At 69.5% G+C, this 16,098-nt stretch carries 17 protein-coding genes; 6 read left to right on the forward strand and 11 right to left on the reverse strand.

From position 1 onward, the window contains the following. Positions 1 to 63: 63 nt before the first annotated feature. A complete protein-coding gene (locus G3T36_RS08660; RefSeq protein ID WP_163289364.1) occupies positions 64 to 1,149 on the reverse strand; it encodes an SDR family NAD(P)-dependent oxidoreductase in 1,086 nt (361 codons plus the stop codon). An 80-nt stretch (positions 1,150 to 1,229) separates the two neighbouring features. Between G3T36_RS08660 and G3T36_RS08665 the strand changes: the two genes are divergently transcribed. After that, the gene (locus tag G3T36_RS08665; RefSeq protein WP_163289366.1) at positions 1,230 to 1,793 is read left to right on the forward strand and encodes a TetR family transcriptional regulator; all 564 of its coding nucleotides are present in this window, start codon (positions 1,230 to 1,232) and stop codon (positions 1,791 to 1,793) included. A gap of 23 nt (positions 1,794 to 1,816) precedes the next feature. On the opposite strand, the gene G3T36_RS08670 is transcribed toward G3T36_RS08665, so the two are convergent. Next, a complete protein-coding gene (locus G3T36_RS08670) occupies positions 1,817 to 2,455 on the reverse strand; it encodes a TetR/AcrR family transcriptional regulator (RefSeq protein WP_163289368.1) in 639 nt (212 codons plus the stop codon). Positions 2,456 to 2,515: 60 nt separating this feature from the next. On the opposite strand from G3T36_RS08670, the gene G3T36_RS08675 reads away from it, so the two are divergent. Then, on the forward strand, positions 2,516 to 2,953 hold the full coding sequence (locus G3T36_RS08675) for a nuclear transport factor 2 family protein (protein ID WP_163289370.1): 438 nt from the start codon (positions 2,516 to 2,518) through the stop codon (positions 2,951 to 2,953). Continuing rightward, a complete protein-coding gene (locus tag G3T36_RS08680; protein ID WP_163289372.1) occupies positions 2,950 to 3,777 on the forward strand; it encodes an SDR family oxidoreductase in 828 nt (275 codons plus the stop codon). The genes G3T36_RS08675 and G3T36_RS08680 overlap by 4 nt, the downstream gene beginning before the upstream one ends. Here G3T36_RS08680 and G3T36_RS08685 read toward each other — a convergent pair. Continuing rightward, positions 3,758 to 4,294, reverse strand: a complete 537-nt coding sequence (locus G3T36_RS08685) for a dihydrofolate reductase family protein (protein ID WP_163289374.1) — start codon at positions 4,292 to 4,294, stop codon at positions 3,758 to 3,760. The genes G3T36_RS08680 and G3T36_RS08685 overlap by 20 nt on opposite strands. A gap of 134 nt (positions 4,295 to 4,428) precedes the next feature. Between G3T36_RS08685 and G3T36_RS08690 the strand changes: the two genes are divergently transcribed. The 3 genes from G3T36_RS08690 to G3T36_RS08700 are packed head-to-tail and all read left to right on the forward strand — an operon-like array spanning position 4,429 to position 7,528. After that, a complete protein-coding gene (locus G3T36_RS08690; RefSeq protein WP_163289376.1) occupies positions 4,429 to 6,042 on the forward strand; it encodes an MFS transporter in 1,614 nt (537 codons plus the stop codon). Then, positions 6,039 to 6,899, forward strand: a complete 861-nt coding sequence (locus G3T36_RS08695; protein ID WP_163289378.1) for a hypothetical protein — start codon at positions 6,039 to 6,041, stop codon at positions 6,897 to 6,899. Before G3T36_RS08690 ends, G3T36_RS08695 begins: the two co-directional genes overlap by 4 nt. Further along, the gene (locus tag G3T36_RS08700) at positions 6,896 to 7,528 is read left to right on the forward strand and encodes a DUF5134 domain-containing protein (RefSeq protein WP_163289380.1); all 633 of its coding nucleotides are present in this window, start codon (positions 6,896 to 6,898) and stop codon (positions 7,526 to 7,528) included. The genes G3T36_RS08695 and G3T36_RS08700 overlap by 4 nt, the downstream gene beginning before the upstream one ends. Here G3T36_RS08700 and G3T36_RS08705 read toward each other — a convergent pair. The 8 genes from G3T36_RS08705 to G3T36_RS08740 all read right to left on the reverse strand — a co-directional run bounded on the left by G3T36_RS08705 (position 7,501) and on the right by G3T36_RS08740 (position 16,098). Further along, positions 7,501 to 8,661 carry an XdhC family protein gene (locus tag G3T36_RS08705; RefSeq protein ID WP_163289382.1) on the reverse strand — a complete coding sequence of 387 codons (1,161 nt, stop codon included), beginning with the start codon at positions 8,659 to 8,661 and terminating at the stop codon, positions 7,501 to 7,503. The two genes, G3T36_RS08700 and G3T36_RS08705, sit on opposite strands and share 28 nt — an antisense overlap. Positions 8,662 to 8,704: 43 nt before the next feature. Then, positions 8,705 to 9,412 carry an SRPBCC family protein gene (locus tag G3T36_RS08710; protein WP_163289384.1) on the reverse strand — a complete coding sequence of 236 codons (708 nt, stop codon included), beginning with the start codon at positions 9,410 to 9,412 and terminating at the stop codon, positions 8,705 to 8,707. Beyond that, entirely contained in the window at positions 9,412 to 10,728 is a 1,317-nt protein-coding gene (locus G3T36_RS08715; protein WP_163289386.1) for a vWA domain-containing protein, read from the reverse strand. Before G3T36_RS08715 ends, G3T36_RS08710 begins: the two co-directional genes overlap by 1 nt. Next, positions 10,721 to 11,644, reverse strand: a complete 924-nt coding sequence (locus G3T36_RS08720) for an AAA family ATPase (RefSeq protein ID WP_163289388.1) — start codon at positions 11,642 to 11,644, stop codon at positions 10,721 to 10,723. Before G3T36_RS08720 ends, G3T36_RS08715 begins: the two co-directional genes overlap by 8 nt. Then, positions 11,641 to 12,249: a nucleotidyltransferase family protein gene (locus G3T36_RS08725; RefSeq protein WP_163289389.1), complete on the reverse strand. Its 609-nt coding sequence runs from the start codon at positions 12,247 to 12,249 to the stop codon at positions 11,641 to 11,643. Before G3T36_RS08725 ends, G3T36_RS08720 begins: the two co-directional genes overlap by 4 nt. Next, positions 12,233 to 13,129, reverse strand: coding sequence for an XdhC family protein (locus tag G3T36_RS08730; protein ID WP_163289391.1), 897 nt, complete (start codon positions 13,127 to 13,129; stop codon positions 12,233 to 12,235). The genes G3T36_RS08725 and G3T36_RS08730 overlap by 17 nt, the downstream gene beginning before the upstream one ends. Before the next feature lie 84 nt (positions 13,130 to 13,213). Further along, positions 13,214 to 15,607: an aerobic carbon-monoxide dehydrogenase large subunit gene (locus G3T36_RS08735; protein WP_163289393.1), complete on the reverse strand. Its 2,394-nt coding sequence runs from the start codon at positions 15,605 to 15,607 to the stop codon at positions 13,214 to 13,216. Next, positions 15,604 to 16,098 carry a (2Fe-2S)-binding protein gene (locus G3T36_RS08740; RefSeq protein ID WP_163289395.1) on the reverse strand — a complete coding sequence of 165 codons (495 nt, stop codon included), beginning with the start codon at positions 16,096 to 16,098 and terminating at the stop codon, positions 15,604 to 15,606. Before G3T36_RS08740 ends, G3T36_RS08735 begins: the two co-directional genes overlap by 4 nt.

The following is a 16,098-nucleotide window of genomic DNA, read 5'->3' on the forward strand; positions in this document are numbered from 1 at the left end:
TCAAAAATGGCTAGTGCGCGCGCGCCACTAGCCATTTTTGATGAATCGATGGGGATGCGGGGATCAGACCGCCGACCAGCCTCCGTCGGAGGGCAGGACGACCCCGTTGACGTTCACGCCGTCGTCGCTCAGCAGGAAGGTGATCGACGCGGCGAGGGCGTCCGCCTCGACCGGGTCGGGCAACACGGTCATCGCGAGCTGGACCCGCTCGGCGCCGAGCGTGGACGCGAACCGAGCCTCGATGTTCGTGATGGTCGGGCCCGGAGCGACGGCGTTGACACGGATACCGCTGGGGCCGTACATGAACGCGCTGCTCTTCGTCAGGCCGGCGACCGCGTGCTTGGAGGCGGTGTAGGCGGCGCCCGCGGCGGAACCGCGCAGGGCGGCCTCGGATGCGATGTTGACGATCGATCCGTACGCCTGGGCGAGCATCGTGGGAATTACCGCGCGCGTCAGCTTCATCGTGCCTTCGACGTTGATCGCGAAAACCCGGCGCCACACGTCGTCGCTGACCTCGTGGACCGGCGTCATGTCGTCCATGATCCCGGCGACGTTGGCCAGCCCGTCGATCCTGTCGCCGGCTGCTGCGACGATCGCGGCGATCGCGGCCTCGTCGGTGATGTCTCCGGTGACGGCGACGATCTGCGCATCCGGAAGCTCAGCGACGAAGTCGTCGAGTCGCTCGCGCGAGATGTCGACGGCGATGACGCGGCCGCCTTCGCGCGCGATGCGGGATGCGGTGGCGCGGCCGATGCCGGAGCCTGCGCCCGTCACGATGACGGTCTTGCCGCTGAACCGACCATCGGTGACCTTCTCGACCCACTCGGGGGTCTCGGCGGCGGGGGTCTCGGCAGCGGGGGCGCCGTGCTCGGCGTCATCGGTCGCGCCGCCGTCTCCGGTGGCTGCCTCGGCGCCGGCAGGCACCTCTCCTGCGGCAGCGCGCGCCACGAGGTCGTCGATCATCTCTGCGGTGAACGCGCCCTGGCTGAGCTTGATGAGGCGCTTGAGCGCAAGGCGGCGCACCGGCTTCATAACGGATGCGTTCTGGCCGGCCTGTGCGAGCAGCTCGTTCATGATCGGTCCGCCGATGGGGTCGTCGAGCCAGGTCCCGATCGAGGAATCGCCGGTCAGTCGGGTTGTTGTGGGCATGGGGGTTGTTCCTCCTGATTCGTGGGGAGCGTAGACGGGTGCTCCTACCGGACATCCTTGTCCGGTAGTACGCTACACCCGTGCCGGACAATCTGAAAGCAAACCGCGGACCGAGCGCCGGCCCCGCCAACCGGCGTGCACTGATCGCTGCAGCCCGCGACGTCTTCGCCGAATCCGGGTTCAGCGCGCCGCTCAGCGCGGTCGCGCGTCGCGCCGGCGTCGGCCAGGGCAGCCTGTACCGGCACTTCCCTGATCGGATCTCCCTCGCCGTCGCCGTCTTCGACGACAACATCAACGAACTCGAGGCGCTCGGCTCCAGCAAGGATGCGACACTGAGCGACCTCTTCGACGGTGTCACCGAGCAGGCGCTCGGGTCGACGGCACTGATCGAGGTGGTCTCGTCGAACCTCGGTGATCCGCGCGCCGAACACCTGGCCGAGCGCGTCGGTACGGTCGTCGAGGCTGTCCTCGTGCGCGACAAGGCCGCCGGCCGGGTGGGAACCCACGTCTCGAGCGCCGACGTCATGCTCGCCTTCTCGATGCTGGCCTTCCTGCTCGCGCGGACCGCAGCGGATGAACGTGGCCCGGTCGCCGCGCACGCCCGCTCGATCTTCGAGGCCTCCTTCGCTCCCCGCGCGAGCTGACGCTCGCCGTCGGGCAGTTGGCGTCAGGCGAGGAGTGCCGACTCCAGGGACTCGGCGATGTAGCGTCCGAAGCGCTCGGCCGACCATCCGGACCGGAGCACCAGCAGCTCGAACAGCTCGGGTGCGCTGAATGCCCACAGGACATCGGTCGCCTCGGCGAGGGTGATGCCCGGTCTGAGCTGACCGCGTTCGGCGAGCGACTGCGCGTTGTGCCGCATGCGCGCCCGGCGGTTCGTGTCGCTGTCGCGCAGCAGCGCGGCCATCTCGGGATCGGATGCCGCCGCATCCCGGACCAGAAGATGGATGGGCGCCACCAGGGGCGCGACCTCGGCGGTGAGCGTTCCCCATCCGCGGACGATCGCGCGAGCATCCGCCTCGCTGTTCTGCAGTTCGTCGGACCGGACGGGCGCCGCTGTCGGGCCCGCGCCGAGGAGGCTCTCGTCGTAGATAGCCCGGACCAGCCCGCCTTTGCCTCCGAAGGCTTTGTAGACGGTGTCGACCGAGAGTTGCGCGTCGTCGGCGATGGTGGCGATCGTGGTCGCTGCGTACCCGTCGGCGAGGAACCGCTCGCGCGCGGAACGCAGGATCGCCGTGCGGTTGCGATGCGCCTGCGCGCGGCGGGCCCGCGAGTCGTAGGGGCGTCGCTTCGATTCCGTGGACATGAGATTCATTCTATGCTACCGTATTGAATCCAGCTACCAATAATGGAATCGAGGCCTCCCATGCGAGGTTCGACCGATCCGCAGTCCGTCATCACCCGTCTCGCGGCTGCGACGAACGCCCACGATCTCGACGCCCTGACAGCGTGCTTCGCCGACGACTACGTCAACGTGACCCCGGTGCATCCGGCCCAGAGTTTCAGCGGCTCGGCCCAGGTCGCACGCAACTGGGCAGCGCTCTTCGGCGCCATCCCCGATCTGCGAGCAGACCTGCTCGCAACCGCCGTCGACGGGTCGACGGTCTGGAGCGAATGGGAGATGTCCGGTACGCGTCCCGACCGTACCCAGCATCTGATGCGCGGTGTGATCGTCTTCGTCGTCGAGGCCGACGCCATCGCGTCCGCCCGGTTCTATCTCGAGCCGGTGACCGCATCCGGACCCGACATCGACGGCGCGATCGCTCGCGCAACACACGGTGCCGTTCAGGATGCACGGCCATGATCCTCGTCACGGGTGCGAGCGGGACGCTCGGCCGGACACTCGTCGCCGACCTGGTCGCACGCGGCGAACAGGTCCGGGTGCTGACCCGGGATGCGTCGCGGGTCCCGGCCGACGGGGTCGAGGTCGTCGTCGCCGACCTCCGCGACACGCCCGCGGTCGAACGCGCGATGAATGGCTGCGAGGTCGTCGTCCTCGCCGCCCACGGGTTCGTGGGGCCGCGGGGGATCAGCCCCGAGACCATCGATCGCGACGCGAACATCGCTGCGATCGGCCGAGCGGCCGAGGCAGGAGTCCGCCACATCGTCCTGGTCTCAGCCTACGGCGCCTCCGCCGATCATCCGATGAGCCTGCACCGCGCCAAGTTCGCGGCCGAGCGCGCCCTGAAAGCGACCAACCTGACCTGGACGATCATCCGACCGACCCCGTTCCTCGAAACCTGGACGGGGATCGTGGGCGCGCACGTCGGAGACCGGCACCAGGCCATCGTCTTCGGCCCAGGGGCGAACCTCATCGATTTCGTTCCCGTTGCCGTCGTGGCCGATGCGATCACGGCGGCGATCGGCGAGCATCCGCACCGCAACCGCGAGTTCGACGTGACCGGCGGCCGCTGCCAGAGCTTCACCGGATTGGCCGAAGCCGCGGTCGCCGCGTCCCCCATGGCGACCGGCATCCGTCACGTCCCGCTCGGCATGCTCCGGATGCTCGCCCGGGCCGCGAAACCGTTCGCGCCGGCGTTCGCCCGCCAGGCCCGCGCGGCAGTCGTGATGAACACGACCGACATGACCGCGAGGCGAGTCTCCGCGCCTACGCCGGCCGATACGTGAGAATCGCGACCCCGCTCGGCGAGAGCTGCGACTTCACGAGCTCCATCGTCTTCGTCTGGCCCGTCTCGTCGAAAAGCCGTTTTCCGCTGCCCAGGGTGATCGGGAAGATCATGAGTCGCAGTTCGTCGATGAGGCCGTGCGCGTAGAGGGCGTTGAACAGGGTGGCGCTGCCCTCGAGCATGATCCGCTCATCGGTGTCGGCCTTCAGCTGCCTGACGGCGTCGACCACCCGGCCGGAGACGAAGGTCGCGTTCCATTCCGGCTCGGTCAGCGTCGCGCTCACGACGTGCTTCGGCAGCGCGTTCATCCGGTCGGCGAAGCCCTGCGGGTCCGACGTCGCCGGCCACGCCTCCTTGAACCCCTCGTAGGTGACCCGGCCGAGCAGGAGCGAGTCGCTCTCCATCAGGTTGTCGAATTGGAACCGGGCGACCTCGTCGTCGAACCACGGCCCGCTCCACCGCGGCTCCTCCATCACTCCGTCGAGGCTCAGGAACTCGACTGCGATCAGTGTGCCCATGGCCGTTCCTTCCGTCGCTTCCGTCCTACACCTTCCGCTGGGCGTGCCGCGAGGAGAATACTTGGCTGACACCGGCCCGGCGTCGACACGACGGGGCCGGACTCCACGGCGGTGATCGGGGAAGCAGGCAGAACATGAAGAAGTGGTCCGTCGTCATCGTCCTCGGCGCAGCCCAGTTCGTCATGGTGCTGGACGGCACGGTGATGAACGTCTCGATCTCGACCGTCGTCAAGGATCTCGGCACGACCGTCTCAGCGATGCAGGCCGCCATCACCTTCTACACGCTCACGATGGCGGCGTTCATGCTCTTCGGTGCGAAGCTCGGCGACATCTGGGGGCGGCGGCGGGCGTTCGTGATCGGGTCGATCGTCTATGCGCTCGGGTCGCTGACGACCGCGCTCGCGCCGAATATCGCGGTGCTCTTCCTCGGCTGGTCGATCGTCGAAGGTCTGGGCGCCGTGCTCGTCATCCCCGCGATCGCGGCTCTGGTCGCCGACAACTATGCGGGCCGTGACCGGATCACGTCTTTCGCCGTGATCGGTGCCGTGTCCGGCGCCGCCGTGGCCGCAGGTCCCCTCATCGGCGGGTTCCTCACCACGTATGCCAGCTGGCGCATCGTGTTTGTCGCCGAGGTCGTGATCATGGCGGTCGTGGTGCTGTTCGCGCGCATCATCGCCGACAAGGCCGCGCCGCGTTCGGAACGGATCGACTTCTGGAGCGTGCTCCTCTCGGCCGCAGGTCTCGTCTTCGTGGTGTTCGGGATGCTGCAGAGCAAGACCTGGGGCTGGATCACCCCGCTCGCTTCACCGGTCATCGCGGGCGTGCCGATCGCCCCGCTCGGCATCTCACTCACCGCCTGGCTGATCCTGGCGGGGATCGTCCTGCTGTGGGGGTTCCTCAGACGGCAGCGCCGGCTGGTCGCCAGCGGCCGTCCGCCGCTCGTTCACGTGAGCCTGTTCTCGATCCGCCAGCTCCGCAGCGGCCTGAGCGTCCTCGGTGCGCAGTACGCCGTGACCGCCGGCCTGTTCTTCATGGTCCCGGTGTACCTGCAGATGACACTCGGGCTGGATGCGCTCCAGACGGGCATCCGGATCTTTCCGCTCTCGATCTCCCTGATCCTCTTCTCCATCGTGGGCACCCGGCTCTCGAGCCGTTGGTCGCCCAGGCGGATCGTGCGGGTGGGGCAGTGGATCCTCGTCGGCAGCGCCGTCCTGCTCCTCGGCGCGGTGACGCCCGACCTGCAGGAAGCCCTGTTCGCGGTCGGCATGTTCCTCGCCGGTGCGGCGCTCGGACTGCTCGCCTCGCAGCTCGGCGCCGTCAACATGTCGAGCGTGACCGAGAAGGAGACGAGCGAGGTGGGGGGGCTCCAGGGCGTGTTCCAGAACCTCGGTTCGTCGTTGGGCACTGCGCTGATCGGGTCCATACTCATCGGTGCGCTGACGACCTCGTTCGCAGCCGGAGTCGCCTCGAGCACCCTGCCCGACAGCGTCAAGTCGACCATCAGCGAGAAGACTCAGGGCGGCGTCGCGATCGTGCCGGTGTCGACCGTCACCGAGATCGGCAAGGAGAACGGCCTCAACGCTGACCAGAGCGAGCAGCTGGCAACCATCTACAGCGAATCCCAGCTCTCATCGCTGAGCACGGCGTTCTTCGGCCTGATCGCCATCACCCTCGGCTCCCTCCTGCTGTCGTCGGGCATCCCGAACGAGGTGGCCGGGCGCAAGCGAAGCGAGGAGACCGTCGCGTGAGCCGGTCCACGGGGGCTCCCGTGGCAGGAGCTCATGAGGAGGCGGCCAGTCAGCCGATACCGTTCACGACCGATGCGCGTCGCGCGCTGCAGCTCGCGCTCGCTGCACTCTGGCTGCTCGACGGCCTGCTGCAGCTGCAGCCGTTCATGTTCACCCCTGCGTTCGCCACCCAGGTGCTCGCGGCTGCCGCGAACGGCAATCCCGGCTGGCTCGCGAGTCCGATCCGGTGGGCATCCGGCATCGTCGAACACGAGCCGGTCCTGATCAACACGGGGTTCGCGGCCCTGCAGCTCGCCATCGGCCTGGGGATCGCCTGGCGTCGCTCGGTGAAGCCTGCCCTCGCCGTGTCGATCGTCTGGTCGCTCCTGGTCTGGTGGTTCGGCGAAGGGCTCGGCGGGCTGTTCTCGGGCGGTGCGGATCCGCTGACGGGCGCGCCGGGCGCGGTCGTCCTCTACGCGGTGCTCGGCGTGCTTCTCTGGCCGACGCAGAAGCCGACCACGTGTGACTTCGTCGCGACGCAGCCGGTCGGGCCGGTCGCGGCGCGCGTCGTCTGGGCGGTTCTCTGGGGCGGCCTCGCACTGCTCGCCCTGGTGCGCGGCCCGCTGGCCCCGGCCGGTCTCGTCACGCTGGGGCTCGTCGCCGGCAGTGCCATCCTGGCCGTCATCGCCGTGGCCGTGTTCCTTCCCGTGTCAGCGATGCGCGTCGGCGTCATCCTCGCGCTCGTCGCGAGTGCCTGGATCTGGGTGGTCGGCGAGTCGCTCGGCGACCCCGGTGGCGGGATGTCGACCGATCCCGACTCGGGGCCGCTGCTCGCCCTGATCGCGCTCGCGTACTGGCCGTCGCGGAGCGACCCATGATCGGGCCCGTCTGGCTGGGCGCCGTGCTCGGCGTCGTCGTCCTTGTCGCCGGCGCGTCGGCCCTCGCGCGACTCGTTGTCGCCTGGCGGTCGCACCGGCCGACGGACGCCGAGGTCGACATCCACAACCTGCTCATGGGGGTATCCATGGCCGGGGTGCTCATCCCGCAACTCCTGATCGCCACCGGCCGTGCGGCGACGACCGCATGGCTCGTCGTGTGGATCGTCGTCACACTGTGGTTCGCCGTCAGCGTCGCACGGGACGCGGCACGTCGCGCCTCCGGTCGGCGCTTCGCCGGGCACCATGTCCCGCACCTCGTCATGTCGGCTGCGATGGTCTACATGTTCTCGGTCGGTGACGGACCGATCCCGGGGGCGGATGCCGGGCTCGCCTCCCTCGCGACCCTCGCCTACGCCTTCGTCGTCTTCATGGCCGGCTACGCGGTCATCGTGGTGGATCGGCTGCCGGTGATCGCCGTCGCCGGCATCGGGGACGCGCGCCCGATCGGCCGGGCGCCCGCCACCGCATCCAGAACGACGACGGCTCCGGTGGCATCCCAGCTGGCGGCCGCGACCAACGTCGTGATGGCGCTCGTCATGGGCTACATGCTCGTGGTGCTCTTCGGCTGAGAGGTCTCGACCAGGTCGTCGTGATGGATGCGCCCGTCGAGCCGGGTGAGCGGCTCGCCGCTTCCGCCCCACTGGCGCGAGATGATCTCGGCGGCGATCGACACGGCGGTCTCCTCGGGAGTGCGAGAGCCGAGGTCGAGACCGACGGGGCTGTGCAGGTGCGCCAGTTCGGCATCGGTCAGCCCGGCGGCGCGCAGCCGCGCGAGACGGTCGTCATGGGTGCGCCGCGAGCCCATGGCCCCGATGTACGCCAGTTCCGGTCCGCGCAACGCGAGTTCGAGCAGGGGAACATCGAACTTCGGGTCGTGGGTGAGCACGCAGACGACCGTGCGCGAGTCGATGAGGCCGAGCGCGGCCTGGTCCGCGAAATACCGGTCGGGCCAGGAGACGACCACCTCGTCGACCTCCGGGAACCGTTCCGGCGTCGCGAAGACGGGGCGTGCGTCGCAGACGGTCACGCGGTAGCCGAGGAAGGCGCCGAGGCGCGCCAGCGCGGCCGCGAAGTCGATCGCGCCGAAGACGAGCATCCGCGGTCGTGGCGCGTAGCTGTCGAAGAAGATCCGCATCCCTTCGTCGAGACGTTCGCCGTCGGTGCCGTAGGTGAGCGTGGCGTTCCGCCCCGTCGCCAGGAGGCCGAGCGTGTCGTCGGCTATGGCGGCGCTGGCCCGCTCGGAGGGGAGCTCGCTCTCGAAACGGTCGGTCCGGACGACGACGTGGCGACCGAGCCAGAGCACATCCGGATGCTCGATCACGGTCGCCACGCCGACCGGGCGGCCTGCGGCGATGTCGTCTCGAACGGCGTCGAGTCCTTCGAAGGTGCGGCGCGAGACCGGCTGCACGAAGACGTCGAGGATTCCGCCGCAGGTGAGCCCGACGGCGAAGGCTTCGTCGTCGCTGATCCCGTAGCGCACGAGCTGGGGGACCCCATCCGCCGTCACCGCGGTGGCCAGCTCGTAGACCGCACCCTCGACGCAGCCACCGGATACCGAGCCGACCGCGCTGCCGTCGGCGGTGACGAGCATCGAGGCGCCGGGCGGCCGCGGCGCGGAGTCGAACGTGCGCACCACCGTGGCCAGCCCGGACGTGCGCCCGGCATCCCAATCCGCCATCAGGGCATCGAGAACATCACGCATATCGATCACTCTCCGTCGAGCGCATTCGTCTCCAGTTTCGCACTCAGCGCCGCCGTGCCCGGCCGATCAGGAAGCCGATGAAGCCGGCTGCCAGCAGAGCCGCAGCCAGCTTGAAGGGGTTCTGCAATTGATCGGCGAAGACGCCGCGGACCAGGCTGAGCCCGTTGAGCGAATTCTCCGCGGCCACCTGCGCGCGCGGAGGTGCCGGCGTCGCAGCGGATGCGGGCGCCGGGGGGGTCGGCGGGTCGGCCGTGGGTTCGGTCGGCGCCGTCGCGGTCGCTGCGCCAGCCGCCCCACCGGCGAGCTCGTCCTCCACCAGCTGCTGCAGGTTGGCGGCGAACAGCCCGATCATCTGCTGGGTGACCGAGTTGATGACGCTCTTTCCCATGGCCGCGGCCCTGCCCGAGAGGTTCAGGTCGGCGTGCACACGTCCGGTCGTGGTGTCGCCGTCCTGCGTCAGCTGCATCGTCGCGCTGCCGTCGGCCGTCCCCTGGCCGCGCGTCTCCTGGGCTTTGCCGCGGAACACCGCCCGGTGCTGGGTTTCGTCGAGCTCGACGATGGTGACGGTTCCCTTGTATTGCAGCGACACGGGGCCGAGTTTGACCTTCATCCCGACCGTGAGGGTGTCGTCCGACGGCCGTTCAAGGATCTCGGCGCCCGGCACGGATGCGGCGACCCGGTCGAAATCGAGCAGGATCTTCCACACCGTCTCGATCGGGGCGACGACCGAGAAGCTGGTGTCCAGTTCCATCACGCCCTCCTTATCTCACTAGGGGTACGGCTCATCTCGCTGGGAGTATGGCGGACCTCGCCGGGGTGCGGCCGGTCGGCCCTGATGGCCGCGGCCACCTCCTGCAGGGCCGCGTAGCTGTGCCCGCTCACGAAGGCGTCGCAGTAGGGGAGGGCGGCCGCCATCCCACCGACCAGCGGCTGGAAGCCCGCTGCGACTTTGCGGGGGTTCACCCACACGATGCGATGGGCGAGCCGCCGCAGCCGCTTCATCTGGGCCGCGACCTCGTCCGGCGCATCCTGTGCCCACCCGTCGGAGAGGATCACGACGACGGCGCCACGTGCGACCCCGCGTCGACCGTAGTCGTCGATGAACCGGCGGATGCTGTCGGCCAGTCGGGTGCCACCCGCCCAGTCGGGGACGCTGGCCGCGGCGCGGGCGAGCGCCTGGTCGGGGTCGCGCACGGTCAGCTGCCGGGTAAGCCGGGTCAGCCGGGTCGAGAAGACGAACGCCTCCGCCGCGGCATTGACGACGGCGCCCTGCAGGAGGCTGAGGAAGACGCGGGTGTACGGCTCCATCGAGCCCGATACGTCGCACAGCAGCACGAGGCGACGCGGACGGGTTCGGCGGTGGGCGTAGACAAGGCGTGTGGCGTCCGTGCCGGTGCGCTGGGCCGTGCGGAGGGTGCGGCGCAGGTCCAGGCGGGCGCTGCTGTGCGCCGACGGGCGCGGGCGCCTGCTCGGGCGCACCGGGGTCGCGACCGTGATGCTCTGCACCAGGCGCCGCATCCCGGCGAGTTCGTCGTCCGACAGGTCGGCGAAGGCCATGTCGTGCAGTCGTTCTTCGCGTGATGCGACCGCGAGCACCGCATCCCGCTCCGGTCCGTCGTCGGAGCCGGACTCGTCACCTTCGCTGTCGCGGTCCGTGGTGGCGGGGCCGGGCGGCCGGGGGGCCTCGACCGGGTGCGGCACGGAGGGCCTGCTGTCCGGCGGTGTCGGGCGGGTGCGGGGCTCCGACCCGACGGACGGCGGCGCGTTCGGGTCGCCACGGCTGTCCGCCGGGTCGAGCCGGCCGTCGAACACCGCGGAGAACACCGCCTCGAAGACGGGAAGCTGGGCGTGCGTCGAGACGAGGACGGTGCGGCAGGTGCGGTAGAGGGCGTCGCGCGAGTCGGGCGGGACCAGCCGAAGCGATTCGGCTAGCCAGCCGGTCCGCTCGGGTGGCACCGGAAGCCCGGCACGCCTCAGGGTGGTGGTGAGCCCGGCAGCGAAAGCCGCCGCCTCGACCCGCGGTGCGGGCCTGGGCAGCACGGTCACGTTCGACCCCGACTCAGCCATGGGCGCCGCCGACCACCCAGTCGGCCCCGCGGGCAGCCGCCAGGTCGAGGTCGTCCCGGTTCTTCAGCACCGAGCCCCAGGTCTGGTCGACGACGGGCGCCGCGAGCTGGTCGACACCGAGGATCGCCAATGCCGAGACCCAGTCGATCGCTTCGGCGATGCCCGGCGGTTTCGCCAGGTCGAGCGTCCTGAGGCGGAGGATCGCCGCGGCCGCCTCGAGGGCGAGTGGCTCCGAGCTCCCGGGAACGCGACGGCGCACGATCTCGGCGATCCGCGCCGGCGAGGGGAAGTCGATCCAGTGGTACAGGCAGCGGCGGGTGAGGGCGTCGTGGAGGTCGCGGGTGCGGTTGGAGGTCAGCACGACGATCGGCGGATGCGCGGCGCGGATCGTCCCGAGCTCAGGGATGGTGACCGCCGCCTCGGCGAGGAGCTCGAAGGTGAACGCTTCGAATTCGGCATCCGCGCGATCGATCTCGTCGAGGAGGAGGACCGCAGGTAGCGGTCCCTGGTGCTCGATCGCCGACAGCAGCGGCCGGCGCAGCAGGTACTGCGGCGCGAAGAGGTCGGTCTCGTCTATCGTGCCGTCGCCCAGCTCGGCCAGACGGATTCCCAGCAGCTGCCGCTGGTGGTTCCACTCGTAGAGCGCTTCGCCTGCGTCGATGCCCTCATAGCACTGGAGGCGGAACAGCGGCGTTCCCAGCGCGCGCGCCAGCGACTTGGCGGCCTCGGTCTTGCCCACACCCGCCTCACCCTCCAGGAGGATCGGCTGCGGAAGGCGCACCGCAAGGAAGAGGGCGGTCGCGAGCGCGTCATCCGCCAGGTAGTCGTCGGCCTCGAGCGCGGTCGACAGTGCAGCGACATCGGGTATCCGCCGCCGCACGTCGTCTTCGGCCCCCGTGCGCGCCCGGGCCGTCATCCGGTCGCCTGCAGCTCGGCGAGCACCTTGCGGTAGTCGTCCTCCGTGTCGACGTCGGTCGGGATCACGCCGGGCACCGGCACCTCGACGACGTCGGCGGCCCGTTGCTCGAGGAGCTTCCACACGGCCTTGTCACCGTGCAGCGCGGCCAGGGCGGGCAGCATGGTGCGGTCGAAGGCGAACGGATGCCCGATCCCGTCGTCATAGCGGCACACGGCGATCGGCGCCCCACCCCGCCCTCCGAGCAGGGCCTTGACCGCCTCGACGCGGACGCCGGGCTGGTCCCCGAGCAGCAGGACGAGCACGTCGGTGCTCTCCTCGAGCTTCGGGATGGCCGCCGCGATCGAGGAGGAGCATCCGGCTGCGAAGTCGGGGTTGTCTGCGATCTCGACGCCGTCGAGGTCCACCACCTGCCTGACCGCTTCCTCCGCACCCCCGAGAGCGACGACCACCTGGTCGAAGCCGCACTGGCGCGCGAGCCGGAGCACCGCATCGAGGAGCACACCGTCACCGTAGGGAAGCAGCTGCTTCGGTCGCCCCAGCCGGGTGGAGCCGCCCGCCGCCAGCACGAGACCGGCGACCCGGCCGTCAGTCGGCGCCGACATAGCGCTGGGGGTCTGCGAGGAAGGCACTGTGGCAGCCTTCCGAGCAGAAGTAGAAACGGGTGCCGTCCACATCGGCATGCAGGCTGGTCTCGACGGCGACCACCTCCATGCCGCAGACGGGGTCGGTCGCCGTCAGGATGGGCGCCTCCGGCTCCGCCTCACGGGAGCGTTCGGCGACGAGCTGGGCGAGGATCGAGAGCGCGATCTCGGCTGGGGTGACGGCCCCGATCTCGATTCCGGCGGGCGTGAAGACCCGGCCGCGCTTCTCGTCGTCGACGTCGAGCGAAGCCAGGACGGCAGCTCCACGGATGTCGCTCGCCACCAATGCGACATACGGCACGCCCGCGCGCAGGGCCCGTTCGAGCGCGGGCTCCTCCTCTTTGCCGTGCGAGGCCACGATCACGGCTGCGTCCGTCGCGCCGGGCGCCATGGCAGCGCCATCCGTGAGCACCATCTCGAAACCGAGCTGGCCGCCGAGCGCGGCGAGCGCATGGGCGACAGGGGTCGAGCCGACGACGAGCACTGTCGGCGCGGGCACCTCGGGCTGGAGGAACACCTCGATCGCTCCGCCGCTCAGGCACGGATTCGACACCTCCACGGCGCCCTCCTCGTTCACACGCGACGGCTCGCCGGGGACGACCCGCAGCAGCACGGGCTCCTGGGTGATGAGCGCCCGCAGGCTGTACTCGCGCACGGACGCCTCGACGCAGTTGCCGCCGACGAACCCGTGGATCTCGCCCGTCGACCTGACCAGCGCGACATCGCCCGCGCGCGCACTGGTCGGATGCTGCGCGCGGACGACGGTGGCGCGCACGAACGGCTCCCGGCGGGAGGCGAGTTCCGCCGCGAGGGTCGCCTGTGCATCCTTCATCGAGTTCATTCCGTGCTTATTCATCTGGGCCGATCACGCCTGGGCCGATCACGCCTGCTCCGATCACTCCTGCTCCGATCACGCGTGCTCCGATCACACAGGGGGAGTGGCCCTGCCCTGCATGGCCTCCCAGACGCGGGCGGGCGTGCACGGCATGTCGATCGTGGTCACTCCGAGCGGCGACAGCGCGTCGATGATCGCATTCACGATCGCCGGGGGCGAGCCGACTGTCGCCGACTCGCCGATGCCTTTCGCGCCGATCGGGTGGTGCGGCGACGGGGTGACGGTGTAGCCGGTCTCCCAGTTCGGCACCTCCATCGCGGTCGGGATCAGGTAGTCCATGAACGAGCCGCCCAGGTTGTTGCCGTCTTCGTCGAACTCGATGATCTCCATCAGCGCCATGCCGACGCCGTCGGTGAGCCCGCCGTGCACCTGGCCCTCGATGATCATCGGGTTGATCCTGGTCCCGCAGTCGTCGACGGCGATGAAGCGCCGCACCTTCACGACACCCGTGCCCGGGTCGACGTCGACCACGCAGATGTATGCGCCGTAGGGGAAGGTCAGGTTCGGCGGATCGTAGGTGACCTCGGCGTCCAGGTTGCCGTCGATGCCCTCGGGCAGCTCGATCGTTCCGACCGCGCCGAGGGCGATCTCGGCCATCGTCTTGCCGACACTCGGGTCGCCCTTGACGAACCAGCGGCCCTTCTCCCACTCCAGGTCCTCCGGCCGGGTCTCCAGCATCGCGGCCGCGATGAACTTCGCCTTCTCGCGCACCTTGCGAGCGACCAGGGCGACCGCACCGCCGGAGACAGGTGTCGACCGGCTGCCGTAGGTGCCGAGCCCGAACGGCGTCTGGTCCGTGTCGCCGTGCACCACCTGGATGTCCTCGGGCGGTATGCCGAGCTCCTCCGACACGATCTGGGCGAAGGTCGTCTCGTGCCCCTGCCCCTGCGACTGGACCGAGATGCGCACGACGGCCTTGCCGGTCGGATGCACGCGCAGTTCGGCGCCGTCGGCCATTCCGAGGCCGAGGATGTCCATGTGCTTGCGCGGCCCCGCGCCCACCGTCTCGGTGAAGAACGAGATGCCGATGCCCATGAGCTCACCGCGGGCCCGTCTCTCCTCCTGCTCGCGCCGCAACTCGTCGTAGCCGGCGATCTCCATCGAGAGCCGCATGGTCTTCTCGTAGTCGCCCGAGTCGTACTCCCAGCCCGTCTTGTTCGGGTAGGGGAACTGCTCGGGCCTGATGAAGTTCTTCAGCCTGAGTTCCGCCGGGTCCATGTCGAGTCGGCGGGCGAGCGCATCCACCATCCGTTCGACGAGGTAGACGGCCTCCGTGACCCGGAACGAGCAGGCGTACGCGACCCCGCCCGGCGCTTTGTTGGTGTACACGCCGGTGACTTTGCAGTAGGCCGCCTGAAGGTCGTAGCTGCCCGTGAAGATGTGGAAGAAGCCGGCCGGGTACTTCGTCGGCTGCGCCGTGGCGTTGAAGGCGCCATGGTCGGCCAGCACGTTCGTGCGCAGGCCGAGGATCTTCCCGTCCTTCGTCGCCGCGATCTCGCCCTGCATGATGTAGTCGCGCGCGAACGACGTCGACATCAGGTTCTCGCTGCGGTCCTCCATCCATTTCACCGGCCTGCCCGTGACGATGGAGCCGACGGTCGCGAGGATGTAGCCCGGATAGATTCCGACCTTGTTGCCGAAACCCCCTCCGATGTCGGGCGAGACGATGCGGATCTTCTGCTCGGGGATGCCCGCCACCATGGCGAAGATCGTGCGGTGCGCGTGCGGCGCCTGGCTCGTCTCGTACAGGGTCAGCTTTCCGTCGATGGGGTCGAAGTCGGCGACGGCGCCGCAGGTCTCCATCGGTGCAGGGTGGACGCGCGGGTAGACGACCTCCTGCGATACCACCACGTCGGCGGATGCGAACACCGCGTCGGTCTCGGCGGCGTCGCCCGCCTCCCAGTCGAAGATGTGGTTGTCGGTGCGGCCTTCGAGGTCGTCGCGGATGACCGGGGCGTCCGGGTCGAGCGCCTTGCGTGCGTCGACCAGCGGCGGCAGCACCTCGTACTCGACGTCGATCAGTTCGAGCGCGTCGCGTGCGGCGTAACGGTCCTCGGCGACGACGAACGCGACCTCCTGGCCCTGGAACCGCACTTTGTCGGTGACGAGTACGGCCTGGACGTCGTAGGAGAGCGTCGGCGCCCACGCGAGGCCGAGCCCCTCGAGGTCCTTGCCCGTGATGACGGCCACCACTTTAGGGTTGGCCAGCGCCTGGGTGGTGTCGATGGAGACGAGGCGGGCGTGGGCGACCGGGGCGCGCAGGATCGCTCCGTGGAGCATCCCGGGCAGCACGATGTCGTCCACATAGTGGCCTTTGCCGCGCACGAACCGGGGATCCTCCTTGCGCTGGAGGCGTCCGTAGCCGATCGGGCGGTGCTCGTCGCCGGCGGCCGGGTTGGGGGTGTGTTCTTCGACGATGGTCATGCGTCCACCTCTTCTGGTGCTTCGGCGGTCTGCGCCGGATGCTCCGCTGCCCACTGCACGGAACGGACGATGGTCGCGTACCCGGTGCAGCGGCAGATCTGGCCTGAGATCGCTTCCCTGACCTCCAGTTCGGTCGGGTGCGGGTTGCGGTCGAGCAGTGCCCGGGTGGTGAGCATCATCCCCGGTGTGCAGAAACCGCACTGCAGGCCGTGCTCCTCCATGAAGCCTTGCTGGATGGGGTCGAGGGTTCCGCCGGAGGCGAGCCCCTCGACAGTCCGGATGTCGTGACCGTCGGCCATCGCGGCGAGCACCGTGCAGGACTTCACCGGTAGCCCATCCATCAGGACGACGCAGGTTCCGCAGTTGGAGGTGTCGCATCCCCAGTGCGTTCCGGTGAGGCCGAGGTCGTCGCGGATGAAGTGCACCAGCAGGACGCGCGGTTCGATCTCGCGGGTGATCTCCTCACCGTTCATGGTCATGGTGACCTGCAT

This window comes from Leifsonia tongyongensis (genome assembly GCF_010686705.1).
In the GTDB taxonomy this organism is placed as follows: domain Bacteria; phylum Actinomycetota; class Actinomycetes; order Actinomycetales; family Microbacteriaceae; genus Diaminobutyricibacter; species Diaminobutyricibacter tongyongensis.